Here is a 15,443-nt window from a genome sequence, read left to right on the forward strand (position 1 = left end):
TCCGGTTGGCGATTTGACATGACCTGGCGAACAACAACAGTGATTCACTCCGTGCTGGCCGTTTTGGCGGCGCTGGCATTCGCTGCCGATTCAGCCGGCCAACCGACGGCCCGCACCGGCCCCGTACCGGGCAGATTCATCGTGAAACTCCAGCCCCGCGTCAACGCCGCCACGGTTGCGGCATCGCTTGACAACCAGACGCTTTTTCAACGAGTAGTCGCAGAGATGCCGCTCGCGGCCGTGCCGGCCGCCCCTGAAGTTGACCGGTACTATATTTATGCAAGCCCGGACAGCACCCTGCGCGCTATCGATGTCATCGCCGCCGTCGGCGCCGACCGGGTCGCCCATGTCGAGCCCGACTATTATCTTGAATTATTTGAATTCCCCGCCGACAGTCTCTTCTCCAATCAGTGGGGGCTGTACAACTATGGTCAGCCGTATCTCGGTATTGACCGACTTCCGGGGATTGGCGATGACACCCTCGCCGTGAAATCGGGGCTTGTCGGCAAGGACATTCACCTGGCTCCGTTTTATCTTTCACCGCCCGGTGATTCGAGCAGCATTATCGTGGGTGTGATCGATTCCGGGACCGACCTGCTCCATCCTGAGTTGAGTGGCCGATTGTGGCGCAATCCCGGCGAGATTCCGGGAAACGGACTTGATGACGATCACAACGGCTTGGTGGATGACACGCTCGGATATGACATGTCCGGCGATGAAGCAACGATCGTGGATATAGTCCCGGATAACGACCCAACGGACGAACACGGTCACGGCACACACATCGCGGGGATCATCGCCGCGAATAACGACGGTCGCGGCGTAGTGGGTATCGCACCGTGGGTCAAAATTCTCCCCGTCAAAATCCTCCCTAACGCGACCAGTGCCGTCGGGGCGGCAGCCATAATCTATGCCGTCAATGCCGGCGCTAAAGTTCTCAATCTCAGTTGGGGTTCCCCATACGAGTCGCTGCTGTTGGAGGAAGCCATTACGTACGCCCGCCTGAATGGTGTCATGGTCGTAGCGGCAGCGGGCAATTCCGGCAGGCGGGAATTCTACTACCCTGCGAACACACCGGGCTCGTTCACCGTGGGCGCAGGTAACTCCCGCGGCCTGGTAACTTACTTTTCTACCTACGGTGAGCACCTTGATCTAATCGCGCCGGGCGAAGACATTCTCTCGCTCAGGGCGGCAGGAACAGACATGTACGCCGAACAGGGCGAACCCGGTGTTCGCATCATCGGGTCGGACTCACGGTACTACCTGTCCGACGGTACATCGATGGCCGCTCCGGTCGTGGTCGGGGCCGCGGCCCTGCTCTGGTCGTACCGACCCGACCTGTCGCTGTCCGAACTCGAAGACATTCTGCGACTCGGCGCCACCGATCTCGTTGATCCCTTCGACGCCGGCGACACCTTGATCGGATTTGATTCGCTGTCGGGGTGGGGATATCTCAACATAGCGGGGTCATATAATCTCCTCGATGAGGGCGGCATCGCGATCGTCGACCCGGGGCCCAGGACTCGTCATGTCGGTCCGGTCGCCATCCGGATCGCATCGGTGGCCGGTTATCTTGGAGGCTGGCGCCTCGATTATTCGGTCGGTATCGGATCAATCGATTGGCAACCACTGGATTCCGGATCATTCCTTCCCCCCGACTCCGTTGCACACGTCTTTGAAAGCGCGCAGGTCTCCGGGTTCATAAACATGCGACTCACCGACGACAACGGCAGACAATCGATTGCTACCTTCATTTACAGCGGCTTCAACAACCTTGCTATCGACAGCCCCGTCAATGGAGCCGAGCTTCAGTATGCCGTCCCGATCATTGGTTCCGCATTCGGCCCGGACTATGACTCGCTCCGCGTGGAATACGAGACTCTGTCCCAGCCACCGACCGCGCTCTTTTCAACCTCCGCTGAATTCTTTGACAGCCTATTGTTCACGTGGAACCTTTCCGGAATTGAGGCCGGCGACTACACGGTGATTGTTCGAGGATTCTTCGGGCCGGAAGAATCGTCCGACAGCGTCGGAATAACTATCCTGAACTCCTTCGCTTCCGGCTGGCCACAGCAGCTGCCGGGCCGGGCCGCTCAAAGTCCGGTATGCGCCGACCTCGATCGCGACGGCCTGCTGGAAATCGTCGTGGCATCCTCGTACGGCTTGCTGGTTTACCACAGCGATGGCACGGTGATGGACGGCTTCCCCGTCCTGCCCGGCGTTGATCTCCGATGTGTTCCCGCAATCTATGACGTCAATCACGATGGATACGACGATATCATCTGCACCAGCGGCGACGGCCTGCATGTGTTTGACAGGACCGGGGCCTACGTAGACGGCTGGCCGCGAGACTGCGTGACGGGACAGCTCACGTTCGGGTTCCCAACGCCGTCGGTCGTACGACTGGGCGGGGCCGTGCCTGACAGCGCAATCGCTTTTATCAACAATCAAGGACGAATACTCGCATACGATTTCGAGGGTAATTCCCATTTCTACTCGATGAACGGGTGGTTCGCAGACTTCGGTCCAAGCCCGAGCGTCTCGTTTTTCTATGGTGGCAATTCGGTGGTGTCTCACGACCTCAACGGCGATAATTTGCCGGAGGTGGTGGCGACCTACTCCAATTCCCTCCCCCATGCCGGAAACGCCGTGTTTGATGCCCGGACCGGCCAGACCGCATGGGATTTGGTGAGCCCATTGACGATGGACGCCAACGTCGTCTACGGCTCGATCATGGCCGACCTGAACGGCGACGACCTTCCGGAAATCATCACCACCGGCTATCGCGATAATTCATCCCGTACGATCTGGGCCAAAACGCTCGGTGTCGTGGATCTTCCCGGGTGGCCGATCACCATACCTGAACTCGGCGGGTGGCTGGGGAACATCCCGACTGTCGCCGATCTCGACATGGACGGTACCCCCGAGGTCCTGTGCACGTTTTTCGAGTTTGACATTGCGGGTCTTTATATCTTCAGTGCTGACGGCACGCCATATTCGCAGTTGAGCGGACGACCGTACGGCGAAGCGTTCTACTTCCCATCGACACTGGGTCCGCCGATCGTCGCCGATCTGCTTGGCGACGAAGCCCCTGAGGTCGTCATGAGAGGGGGCTACATCCTTCCGGGCACCGGCAATGAGAAGCTCATAATCGTGGATAATCGTGGTGAGCTCGTGCCCGGCTGGCCCATTGACACTCCTAATCGCCCGAGCACGGTGTTCTCCACGGCGTATGCACCGTATGTCGAGGACCTCGATGGCGATGGGTTGGTGGAACTGGTGATGTTCGGCGACGACAATCAGGTGTATGTCTGGGACTTCACGTCGTCGTCTCGGAACGGTGCAAACCGAGGGCGACTGTATGTTGATGCCGTGAATTCCGGAGTCCTGGGCATCAACGATATCCCTACCGATGCTTCAGACAATCCGCCGTCGGTTCCTTTGACGTTTGAACTTTCTCAGAACTACCCGAATCCGTTCAATCCGTCCACCATAATCGAGTTTGAACTCCCCGCACGAGCGGAAACGAAAGTCGAGGTCTTCAATATTCTGGGGCAACGGCTTCTTACGTTGGTCGATGAAACGTTGTCGGCCGGGCGCCACGCCGTACTGTTTGACGGTTCCGGGTATGCATCGGGGGTGTACCTCTATCGGCTGAAAGCGGGAGAACTCGAAATGACCAGAAAGATGGTGTTGGTCAAATGATGCGCCGCCTGTGCCTGACAGTGATACTCGGGTTGCTGTGGTCGCCGGTTGCAGCGGTAATTCCCGGAACTCCGGACCATACGCTCTTGTGGAACAACTTCAGCGCCGTTTCGGTGGTCGACAACTTCGCCGTTACTTCTTCGCCGTCCGGCCTCGCCGTATTCACGCGAAATGACAGCACCGGCTACTACCGACAGGTGAATCAGCTTTTCCTTCCGGTATATCCGATTTCTCACAAACGGTACGACTCGGTACTGGTCGTGCGAACCGATGCCGACATCCTCTACTTCGTTAACCTGAACGCACTGCCGTCGCTGGAAATCATGGGAGAGGCCGATCTGGCCGGTCCGTTCGAAGACTTCGCTGTGATTGACCAGGACCTGTACGTCGCGAAAGGATTCGACGGGCTTTGGCGGTATCGCTTATCCGGGTTCGACAATCCTCAGTTCGCGGACTCAAGCATGCTGGGAATTCACTATACACGGGTCGAATCCTACGGCAGCGAATTGTATGCGCTCGATGATTACAACGGAATCCTCCGCCACGACATTCGGACTGACGGAGTTCCGGTGTATCGTGACTATCTATTTCTCCCGTTTCAGGCGACATCCTTCGTTCGCTCGGATTCGCTGCTCGTTGTACCCGTCACAGGATCTCGGTTGTTGATTGCCGATGTCTCACTTTCGCCCCCGGCGCTGATCGACACCGTGCCGCTGCTTTTCCCGGCGTCGAGGGTTTTCGCGAGCGACGACCTCGTGGCCGTATTCAATCGAAACGCGCCGACTATAGAGATTTTCGATCTCAACGATCGTATCCCCGTCGTGACCCAGCTCGCGCAGCTGCCTGACACGTCGCTGAATGGCGAGATGTTCAGCCGTTCCGACTCAACGCTGCTGATCCTTCCGGGAAGCGATGGCGGACTCGCGACGTATCGGATCGCTGCAGGAATCGCCGATCCAGTTGGCCAGAGCGTACTGGAACGACCGGGACCGGTTACAGCTCTCTCTGTACGAGACGGCAGACTCTTCACCGGCGGGGCGAAAAACCCGTTGGAATCTTACACATTGGCGGGCGACGGTGAACCCGTCTATGACACGACCTTCTACGCCGGCCTCCGGGGAATCGGGGGCCTGGAATTCAACGGCGATACGATGTTTGTGATGTATGCCGATCTGACCCGCATCTTCATGATCGACCTCACCAACGATACGCTGCCGTTTCTGGGATCGGTCTCTCCTCAGGTGACTGGCATTCGTAAGATTTTCATGGCGAATCGACCGATCGATACGCTCGGTGCATTATTCGCGGTAGGATCCAATGGGATCGAACTCTTCTCGATTTCCGACTCCGCCGGCGTGGCCTCACGGGGTATTCTGAATTCGCTGGATGGCATCACTGGCGCTGCCTTCCTCGACTCTCTCCTGTTCGTTGCCTCGAACAAAACCGGTGTTCGCGTCTACCGCCTCTTCAACAATTTCACGGTCGAGTATCGCTCCAGCATCTCGTTTGGCGTTCAGCCGTCCCATATCACCGTTTTCGGTAACCGCCTGTTTGCTTTCGCCGGACGAGATTTGCTCGTGTACGCCGTATCCGACCCGCGCCAGATTGAACTCGACACGACCATATTTCTCCCACGGCCGGTAACGCAGTCGTCGATCGACGGCTCGCTTATGTACACAGTCGGACCGTCCGGTATGTCCGTATTCGACCTTGGTGGCTCGGAACCCGTCTTGCTCGACGAGGGAGGACTTCCCGGAAACCTGATTTCCGTTCACCACGGGCTGGCAGCTGTCAGCGACGGGCACGCGCTGAATATCTTCAGAGTCCTTGGCACGCCTACGGATGTCATTGACGACGATTTGGTGCTGCCTCGCATCGCGCAGTTGTACCAGAACTACCCAAACCCGTTTAATCCGTCCACAACTATCGGTTTCTCTCTCGGCGCGCGTACTGATGTCTCTCTATCGATATACAATATCCTCGGGCAACAGGTGGCTGTCCTGATCGATGATGTCCGGCCGGCGGGAGACTATCAGATTGTCTGGGACGGACGGGACGAGCGCGGGGTTCCGGTCGCGAGCGGAGTGTACTTCTACCGCCTGGTCACCCGCGATGTCAGCGAATCCCGCAAGATGATCCTGGTTAAATGAGCGTGTGAGCGATGCGCCCCTTTCATTGTATCATAGTTCTCTCGCTGCTGGTGCTTCCTGTGGGCTCGGTCTCTTCGGCCGATTTCTCGGTCACGACCGGTGTCGACCAGCCGGATCAGCATCCCGGTGACGGTATCTGTGAAAGCGGGGCGGGCTGCACCCTGAGGGCGGCCGTCCAGGAAGCCAACGCACTGCCCGGCGTTGACACGATTCAGGTATCGATTGGCGCCTCGCCCATCCGCATTTTGCTCGGCCCAGTCACGCTCACCGACAACTACACCGTGATCGCCGGGGACGGCGGCCTGCCCGTCATAGACGGAATCGATAACATCTTCGAGGCGCCATCGCTGTTGATCCGAGCGGACAGTTGTGTCGTCACCGGTCTCTGGTTCCGTCGATCCCGTGGCGACGCATTGAGAATCGAGGGTGCATGGAACCGAATCGGAGGATTCTCCGCCTCCGACCGTGTCCTGTTCACCGCGAACGGTCTGGACAAAAACGACGCCGCTGCCGTCAAAATCACCGGCACCACCGCATCCGATAACCAGATCATCGGGTGCCTGATTGGATCCTACGGCAACGGGATGATGGTGGACGGAAATGAAATCGGTATTACCGTCACTGACAGCGCCCGCAATAACTACATAGGCGATACGACCGGAACCGTCAGCACGATAGTTGTCGACAACGCGCGGTACGGTGTGTGGATCACCGGTGGCGCGTACGGCACCGTCGTCAGTAACTGCCATGTGGGAATACTTGCCGACGGCGTGTCGCCATCTGGCAACGGCTGGGGCGGTATCCGGATCGACGGCGGCGCCCGAAGAAATCACGTCGGTGGTTCTTCCGAATCGAGACGCTGCCTCGTCGGCGGCAATTCCGGCAACGGCGTTACTATTGCCGGTCCCACGACCGCTCAGAACAGAATACACGGATGCCATATCGGACTCGACATCAACGGTCTGGTCTCGGTCGGCAATCGAGGAGACGGCGTGGCGATTCTCGGTGCATCGGACAATACCGTGGGCGGTTCGTCACCGGGAGACCGCAATCTCATCTCATCTAATCGTGGTGACGGTGTACTCATTGCCGGATTGGAAGCGCGACAGAACCTGATCGCAGGGAATTACGTCGGGGTTGACATCGATGGACGGAGAACGCGAGGAAACGGTCTCGATTCAGGGCACGGAATAACGGTCACCGACGGTGCATCCCGGAACACGATCGGCGGTAACGGTCCCCTCATGCGAAATGTAGTCTCTGGCCAGTTGTTGTTCGGCATCATGTTATCCGGGGCACATGACAATACCGTCGCCGGCAACTTCGTGGGGTGCAATTCCGAAGGAACGTTCTCGGTACCGAACGGCGCGGGCATCGTCGTCTGTAGCAGCGCCACAGGCAACACGATCGGCGGTAGTACGATCGGCGAACGCAACCTTGTCTCCGGCAACTGGGGCGATATTTTCCCCTACGGAAGCGGGCTCATGCTGCTTGACCCGGGCACAACGGGAAACGCCGTCCTCGGGAACTTCATCGGAACCGATACCAGCGGGGCGCGGTCTGTACCCAACCGGGAAGCCGGGGTTCTAATTGGACAAGGCGCTTCTTACAACAACATCGGTGGATCTTTCCCCGGCGAAGGAAACGTCATCTCGGGGAACGGGTTCGGTACGCTTCTGCCCACGCTCGGACGGGGCATACATGTCTTTGGAACGGGAACGGTCGGCAATCGGATTGCCGGCAACCGGATCGGAACCACGGCGGACGGAACCGCTGCACTGCGCAATTATGGACACGGAATCGCTGTCCTTGCCGGGGCGGAAGGTACCGTTATCGGCGGCACGGATGTGACGTCTGAAAATCGGATCGCCCGAAACAGCTACCATGGAATCTACATCGCGGATCGAACCACCCGATTTACTACGATACGATTTAATGTCATAGGACCAAACGACTCAACCTCAATCGTCATAGCGGACAGCGCTCAGGAGTCAATCGCACCACCGCAGTTGATTGCTGCCACCATAGCATCGGTCAGCGGCCATTCAGCACCGCCAGGCGGAACGGTGGATTTCTACGCAACGTCCTCGGGCGTACTCAAGGCCGGCACTTCCGCCGTACGATACGTCGCCGGCGCCGTCGCTGACCACCTGGGCAACTTCTCGGCTTCCGTAATCGATGTTCACCCGGGTGACTCACTCACGGCCATTGCGACCGATGTCCGGGGCAACTCATCGGCCCTCGCGGTCCCGGTTGCAGTTGCTGAGGTAACCGACTTTGCCGATGTGGAAACACTCGCGCCGGCCTCATTTGCGTTGTTCCAGAACTTCCCAAACCCGTTCAATCCCTCGACGACCATCCGGTACACCCTGCCGCTCGCTTCATCGGTGGAACTGGAGATTGTCAATGTACTCGGGCAACGGGTGAAAACGCTGGTTCGGACATACCAGCCCGCTGGTGAATACTCGATCGAATGGGATGGGAGTAACGACGACGGCGCGCAAGTAGCCGGGGGCGTGTATCTTTACCGGCTATCGTCCGATCAAAACACCGTGACTCGCAAGATGCTGCTTCTCAAGTAGCAACTATGTTTATTCTGAGATTACTCGTAGTCGTTCATCAGCTTCAGAATAATCTTCCATTCCTCCGGTTTCACCGGCTGGACCGATAGCCGACTTCCCCGCTGAACAACCATCATGTCTTCCAGGCCGGGGGTCTGCTTCTCAACGGACAGGGGGAGAACCCGGCAAAGTCTTTTCTTCAACGTCACATCGACCATGTACCAGATAGGATTGTCCGGTGACGCTTTCGGATCAAAGTGTTCAGACTCCGGATCCCACGCCGTATGGTCCGGATAGCCCGCTCGGCTGACGACACAAATGCCCGCAATCCCGGTGGGGTCGGCGCTGCTATGATAGAAAAATGCCTCATCCCCCATTTTCACGTCGTCTCGCAATGTGTTACGAGCCTGATAATTACGAACGCCGTCCCAGTGCTCCGTCTGGTTTGGAGCAGCCCGAAGATGATCTATCGAGAAACAGTCGGGCTCTGACTTCAACAGCCAGTATCTCTTCGCCATTCCTTTTATCGCCTCCTTCGGTGGACGAGGACCCAACGCCTCACCGCGGATGATACCCGCGCCGCCAAAGTTAGTCAAGAATTCATATAATGCCAAATGCTCCAACGAGATGGCGGTTGACAACGTACAGCTTTCGCATATATTGTGTGAGACCAGTTAGATCGATTATACCGCCGTACCCGTAACCCGCCTGTGTCAAGTTAGGAAGGGACTCAGATGCTCAGACCTCTTCGTGCCGCTTGTCTGGTCGGAATAGCCGTAGCGCTCGTTGCCGGCTCGGTATTTGCCGACTTCGATTACACCGTGAAGCTTCAGTCCGGAGAATTCACGCCCGCGCCGCTTCGCTGGCAGGCGACTGCATCGACATCGTTTGAGAACAAGCATGTCTTCGTGCAGTTCGAGCAGCCGCTTACCGACTCCGACAAAGACCGGCTCCAGAGTCGTGGAGTGATTCTGCTGGACTACGTTCCCAACCTGACATTTACGGCACGAGTTGAGACGGCCCTCGACCAGTCACTCGTTGATGAGTTCGGCATTCGGTGGATCGGACAGATTCAGCCCAGCCAGAAGGTCTCCCCGCTGATAACCGAATACGGCATTTTCGAGTGGGCACGTCGCGGCGGAGATCAGGTGCAGTTTGTGGTTGTCCTTCACCGGGACGAGGACGCCGGGCTCTGGATGCAGCGATTCACCACCGACTACGGCGCCCGGATTATCGGCCACGAGCCGACCATGAATTCGATCGACCTGATTCTTCCCGAACAGGCATACTTCCGCTTGTCAGAGCTCGACGCGGTGTTGTGGATCGAGCAGGCATACCCCTATCCGGAGGAACACAATGACGGAGCCCGGGCGAATATCGGCGCTTCGATACTGCAGGCGCCACCATGGAATCTCACCGGAGCGGGCGTTGTCGTGAGTGAGTGGGATGGCGGCTCGGTGGATGACCTGCATCCGGACCTCCTCGGGCGCGTCCAGAAGATGGACTTCTCGGGTGACTCGGATCACGCCACGCACGTCGCCGGCACGGTGATGGGCAACGGCACCATGAGCGGCGGCACGTACCGGGGTATGGCGCCCAGCGCATCGTTGAAGGCACACCTTTGGTGGAACAGCGCATCCGAGGCCCAAAATGAATACAGCTACGTGATATCCAATTACAACGCCCGCATCGGCACCAATTCCTGGGGTTACGGGGTCGGAGACCCGGCCAGTCAGGGTGCCTGCGAGTCGACGATGGGCAATTACTTCTCCGTGTGCGGGACGATCGATAACATCGTTCGCGGCGCATCAGGCGCACCAATAGCGATCGCGTGGTCGGCCGGAAATCAGCGCTCATCATCGAGCCAATACTGCGGTTCGCTGGGATGGACGTATAACACCGTAACCCCGCTTCCGACCAGCAAAAACGTAATCGCCGTCGGCGCTATCAACTCCAACAACAACAGCATGACGTCGTTTTCGTCATGGGGACCGACCGACGACGGTCGCCTGAAGCCCGATATTGTCGGCCCCGGATGTGAATCCGGCGGCGGCATCACCTCCACTCGCCCGGGAAACGGCTACACCACGATGTGTGGTACCTCGATGTCCTGTCCGGCCGTTGCCGGGACCATGGCGCTCATACTCGAGCGCTGGGACCAGACGATTGGTACCGGCACTTTGCTCTCGTCCACCGTTAAAGGCATTCTCATCAACAGTGCGCAGGATCTGGGTGCGGTAGGCCCGGATTTTGTCTTCGGTCACGGCAAGGTCGATGGTGTGGCAGCGGTCGAGAAGATCGGGTTCGGTGAAGGTTCGTATGTGCAGAACGAAATATCGACCGGGGCCTCGCACTTGTACGATCTCACCGTACCGGGCGGCACGACCAAACTCAAAGTGACGCTGGTGTGGGACGATCCGGGCGGCACCGTGAATTCCACGCAGCACCTGATCAACGATCTGGACCTTGCCCTGATCGATCCGTTCAGCGGCGAGGAACTGCCCTGGGTTCTGAATCCGGCGAACCCTTCGCAGGCAGCCACACAGGGAATCGACCGCCGCAATAATGTCGAGACGGTCGAGATCAATAGCCCGACTCCGGGTTTGTGGAAAGCGCGTGTTTCGGGATACAACATTCCGAACGGCCCGCAGTCGTATTCCATCATCTTCACCCCTGATGACATCAATACCCCCGGCAATCTTGCGGCTCTGGCAGTATTCGATCTGGGGCTGGTCGAACAACAGCCCGGGCAGGCCGCCCCGGTCGACTTCTATGTGACCAACATCGGCGCCAATATCGACTCCGTATCGGTATCGGTCGGAGGAGTTAACGGATGGTTGACCGGCGGTATCGCCGACTCCGTCGTCCTTCTCGGACCGTGGGACTCCGCCCAGTTCAGCCTGACCGCGAATGTTCCGCCCGCGGCGCTCGCAGGAGAGTACGACCTGATCACCTGCACCGCCGTCAGCCTCACCAGCGCACAGGTGACGGCTGAGCGCGAGACCCGGGTGCAGGCAGGCGCATACTACGAGGTCGATTTCGTTCCACCGCCGACCGATACCACGGCCTCTCCAGATACCGTCACGTTTCTGATGACGGTTACCAACACCGGCAACGATACCGATGTTGTGATCGTGACCCCGACCAACGACTCCGGATGGACCATCATACCCGAGTTCAGGCAGACTCCTCTTGATCCGGGAGAAGGCGCCAACCTTTCATTTGCCATTGCCGTGCCGGCAGAGGTACCCGATGCGGCGCAGACACCGGTCAACGTCGCCGTTACATCCGAGGGTGGCGTTAATGAGCAGAGCAGCTTCACGCTATATACGTGTAACCCCTATTTCCCACCCGCACTCGTGGCCCCGAATGACAGGACGTATCTACGGGATGGCAAAGTCTCGTTCGAGTGGGCTGCCACGGCCGACAGCTACACGCTGTATGTCGCCGAGGACTCCCTGATAACGACGATCGTTCGGCAGTATCCGGGCTTGACAGCAACCTCGTTCTCTATTCCGGCGGGTGACTCGTTAGCCGACGGAGGCTACTATTGGGCAGTCCGTCTGTTTGTCGGTTCGGACTCCTCGTCTTTACAGCGGCATTCACGGCTTCTGGTCGTAGATAATATTCCGCCCAACGACCTGATTCCGCAGTATCCGGCCAACAACTCATACATCAAAAACTCGACTTTCTCGTTTGGGTACTCAATATCTCCCACTAAGGGCCCTGAGGATACCTCGCCGGTCGTAAATCTGATCCAGCTCGCGGCGGATTCGAACTTCACGCAGGCTCTCGAGACGTTTGGCCCGGTCGCAGGACAGAATTACCCGGTATCCGCACCGCTCGCGGATGGAAGATGGTACTGGCGTGCCTTTGCGATCGACTCGGCCGGCAATATGTCAGATACGTCGCTGGACAATACGTTCATCGTTGACACCCAGGCCCCGCCCGTACCGACTCCGCTGCGCCCCGCGAACGGCGGGTACGTGTCGGGAGACACCGTTTCGTTTGCGTGGACGCTGGCGCCCGATCTCGGCGTCGAGAGCTCGCCCGACCACTTCTATGTACATATCTCCACGACCTCGAACTTCTCTGACTTCAATACATTCACCGGATACGTGTACTCCGACAGTCTCCTGCTGCCGTCATCCGAGCTGGTACTTGGACAGACCTACTACTGGCGGGTGAAAGCGTTTGATTCGGCGGGATGGTATTCCGACTACTCCGCGGCAAAAACGTTCACCTACCAAACGTATGTGTGCGGCGACGTCAATGCGAGCGACGGAGATCCGGATTTGAGCGATTTGATCTATCTGGTCAATTTCCTGTTCATGGGCGGACCGCCCCCGACCAACTTTAGTGCCGCCGACGTCAACTGCTCGGGTGATACCGACTTGTCGGACGTTGTCGCACTGGCCAACTTCCTGTTCCTTGGAGGCGGTGGTCTCTGTTGTTTGTGATCGCCAGTCCAATGGCGCAATAATAAGGGCCGGTCACCTGACCGGCCTTTTTTCTTTGCGTCTTGAAACGGCACATGTATCGTAGGGAGGAAAGGAACCTGAGGTGATTCGATCACAAGCGGAAGACGAGGCTCGGTTGGCGGCCGAGCGAGCGGAGATGGTCGACCGTCAAATCGTCGACCGGGGCGTCGCTGATGCCCGTGTTCTCAGAGCCATGCGATCAATACCGAGACACCTGTTCCTGCCGGAGCGATATCGACACGAAGCGTACGCGGATTCGCCGGTGTTGATCGGACATCAGCAGACAATTTCACAACCATACATTGTCGCGTCCATGACGGAGCACTTGTGCCTCGATCAGTCGGATCGGGTTCTGGAAATCGGAACCGGGTGCGGCTACCAGACAGCCGTTCTTGCGGAGCTGGCACGTTTCGTCTACTCGATCGAGCGCATTGACGACTTCGTTCAACCGGCTATAGCAAGGCTCGCCGACCTTGGTTATCAGAATGTTCGGATAAAGGGGGGTGACGGCTCGCGTGGATGGCCCGAGGAGGCGCCGTTTGACGCCATAATTGTCACGGCAGCGGCCACCCGGCTGCCCCAAAGCCTTCTCCGTCAACTGCGGATCGGCGGGCGAATGGTGACCCCCCTGGCAACAACCTACGGCCAACAACTCGTTAAGCTGACAAAAACGGAACACGGCGTCGAAGAGCAGTATTTGTACGCCGTTCGATTTGTCCCGCTGATCGAAGACGGCCCCGACTCATGCTAACCCGCGACCAACCGGCATAGCTGTGCTGCCACCCAGGCGCCGTAGTTGCCTACGGCATAACCCACCATAGCCATCAGGATCGATACCGGAACAAGAGTGGGATTGTGATAGCCGGCCACAATCGGGGCGGAGGCGGCCCCGCCGATATTGGCAGCCGAAGAGATGGCGGCCGTGTGGACATCGACTCGGAAAATCCGCGCGGCAAAAACCAGAAACGCTCCGTGAATGAAAATCCATATATAGGCGCCGAGCAGAAACCAGAACACCGACATCGACAGATTTGACAGGTCGGCCCGCGCTCCCATGCGCGCCACGAATAGATAGATGAGCGCCATCGCAAACGCGTGTGACCCGGGAATACGGCTTGCCCGTGTGAAGGAAAGGCCGATGCCGATCAGGGTGACGAGAAATATCGTGTAGGTGCTCGTGGAGAAGTACGGCTCGATAACGGGAAGCCGTGCGGCGATCCATCCCGCAGTTGCCGCTCCGGCGAAACCGAGAAACAACAGGTACAGGATGTGGCGCATTTCCATGGGGCCCTTATCCTGTATCAGTTCTTTTGCGGCCGCCTCCATCACCTCGAGCCGTCTCGGATCGACTCGGGTAAAACGGTGAAATCTTTCGGCCAGATTTTTCGATCCCAGCATAATCGGCAGCCAGATGAGATACACCATGTTGTCCGCAATCACGCCGTATCCAAACGCCAGCGATGAGTCGCTCAGATCGATACTTCGCGCCACCGCGGCCATGTTCGCGGTGCCTCCGATCCAGCTGCCCGCCAGTGCCCCGAAGCCTTTCCACATCTCCGGTTCGAGGCCGCCCTGGACGACAAAATACGCGATCGGGGCGCCGATTATGACGCCCAGCGTGCCCAGCAACATGACAAACAGCCCCTTGCCCATCACCCGGACTGTCGCCAGCAGATTGACTTCAAGTAACATGATGACGAGGAATACCGGCAGGACGTGATCCCCCATAAAGTCATAGACCGGGGACTGCTGCGGAATCACTCCCGTGTTCGAGAGAATAACCGGCACGACATAAATGAAAATCAGCGGCGGCAGATAGTTGAACAACTTCCATTTGGTTTTCTTCTCCACCAGGAAGAAGAACGAGGTCACGGCCGCCAGGGCAGCAATTACCCCGGCTTGTGATGAGATCAAAGCGTCCATGGGGCTCCTTAGGGTTCGAACGGTGGAGCCAGTATAGTTGCCATCGGATAAAAAATCAACGTGAAAGGCCCGGCCCGCTTTCCTTCGGCGTCGTCGCTGTGTATATTCTCGCGTGACCCCGCCACCCAGATTGAAAGAACAGTACGTTTTGGCCCGGTGCTGCTCACCATCGTCCCCGGACCGATTGATCGGCTACTACAGCCGCGAAAACGTACTCAAGGTACATCGAGCCGGGTGCTCTGCCCTGGCGAACGCCGATCAGGCACGACTCGTTTCGCTGTCGTGGACCGACATCCTCGCGCCGGAACCGTTTCGACCCGGTGATGATTACCCGGGCCTCGATGATGTGGACTTCCGGATTCTGGCGCACCATGATCGGTACGGTATCGACTATTCGCTCGCGGTGGCCCGTCATCTATCGGTCGATCGCGACACGGCGTTCGCGCGACATCGTTCTCTTCGCGATCGCGGTTTGCTCGAACGAGTGGAACCGACGATGGTGCAGTACAAAAAGGGATTTGTGAACAACAAGTGGATCAAACACCGAAATCACACGTACTATGCAATTACGGACCGGGGTCGGGCCTACCTTTCATTCTACCGCGAGCATTCCGAACAATGAC

Annotated in this window: 8 protein-coding genes; 6 read left to right on the plus strand and 2 right to left on the minus strand. The window is 58.1% G+C overall.

What is annotated here, in order from left to right; genetic code table 11:
* Positions 1-18: 18 nt before the first annotated feature.
* The 3 genes from RBT76_04355 to RBT76_04365 are packed head-to-tail and all read left to right on the plus strand — an operon-like array spanning position 19 to position 8,437.
* A complete protein-coding gene (locus RBT76_04355; protein ID MDX9856995.1) occupies positions 19-3,705 on the plus strand; it encodes a S8 family serine peptidase in 3,687 nt (1,228 codons plus the stop codon).
* Positions 3,702-5,855, plus strand: a complete 2,154-nt coding sequence (locus tag RBT76_04360) for a T9SS type A sorting domain-containing protein (protein ID MDX9856996.1) — start codon at positions 3,702-3,704, stop codon at positions 5,853-5,855. The genes RBT76_04355 and RBT76_04360 overlap by 4 nt, the downstream gene beginning before the upstream one ends.
* An 11-nt stretch (positions 5,856-5,866) precedes the next feature.
* Entirely contained in the window at positions 5,867-8,437 is a 2,571-nt protein-coding gene (locus tag RBT76_04365; GenBank protein MDX9856997.1) for a FlgD immunoglobulin-like domain containing protein, read from the plus strand.
* 20 nt (positions 8,438-8,457) lie between these two features.
* Here the strand turns inward: RBT76_04365 and RBT76_04370 are convergent, their stop codons facing one another.
* A complete protein-coding gene (locus RBT76_04370; GenBank protein MDX9856998.1) occupies positions 8,458-9,057 on the minus strand; it encodes an EVE domain-containing protein in 600 nt (199 codons plus the stop codon).
* Between the two features lie 93 nt (positions 9,058-9,150).
* Here RBT76_04370 and RBT76_04375 point away from each other — a divergent pair, with 93 nt between their 5' ends.
* Together RBT76_04375 and RBT76_04380 are read left to right on the plus strand one after the other, a co-directional pair.
* Positions 9,151-12,876 (plus strand): S8 family serine peptidase, encoded by a 3,726-nt coding sequence (locus RBT76_04375; protein MDX9856999.1) that lies wholly within the window; start codon positions 9,151-9,153, stop codon positions 12,874-12,876.
* A gap of 103 nt (positions 12,877-12,979) precedes the next feature.
* Positions 12,980-13,648: a protein-L-isoaspartate(D-aspartate) O-methyltransferase gene (locus RBT76_04380; protein ID MDX9857000.1), complete on the plus strand. Its 669-nt coding sequence runs from the start codon at positions 12,980-12,982 to the stop codon at positions 13,646-13,648.
* Here RBT76_04380 and RBT76_04385 read toward each other — a convergent pair.
* Positions 13,645-14,820 carry a DUF819 family protein gene (locus RBT76_04385; protein ID MDX9857001.1) on the minus strand — a complete coding sequence of 392 codons (1,176 nt, stop codon included), beginning with the start codon at positions 14,818-14,820 and terminating at the stop codon, positions 13,645-13,647. The genes RBT76_04380 and RBT76_04385 overlap by 4 nt on opposite strands.
* A 130-nt stretch (positions 14,821-14,950) precedes the next feature.
* Here RBT76_04385 and RBT76_04390 point away from each other — a divergent pair, with 130 nt between their 5' ends.
* Positions 14,951-15,442 (plus strand): DUF2250 domain-containing protein, encoded by a 492-nt coding sequence (locus tag RBT76_04390; GenBank protein MDX9857002.1) that lies wholly within the window; start codon positions 14,951-14,953, stop codon positions 15,440-15,442.
* Position 15,443 lies beyond the last annotated feature (1 nt).

The sequence above is a fragment of the Candidatus Zixiibacteriota bacterium genome, from assembly GCA_034003725.1.
GTDB lineage: Bacteria > Zixibacteria > MSB-5A5 > GN15 > FEB-12 > WJMS01.

What these genes read in the sequence shown, in the direction of transcription:
- RBT76_04355 (MDX9856995.1), top strand. Translation starts at nt 19, where the DNA reads ATGACCTGGCGAACAACAACAGTGATTCACTCCGTGCTGGCCGTTTTG.
- RBT76_04360 (MDX9856996.1), top strand. Translation starts at nt 3,702, where the DNA reads ATGATGCGCCGCCTGTGCCTGACAGTGATACTCGGGTTGCTGTGGTCG.
- RBT76_04365 (MDX9856997.1), top strand. Translation starts at nt 5,867, where the DNA reads ATGCGCCCCTTTCATTGTATCATAGTTCTCTCGCTGCTGGTGCTTCCT.
- RBT76_04375 (MDX9856999.1), top strand. Translation starts at nt 9,151, where the DNA reads ATGCTCAGACCTCTTCGTGCCGCTTGTCTGGTCGGAATAGCCGTAGCG.
- RBT76_04385 (MDX9857001.1), bottom strand. Translation starts at nt 14,820, where the DNA reads ATGGACGCTTTGATCTCATCACAAGCCGGGGTAATTGCTGCCCTGGCG.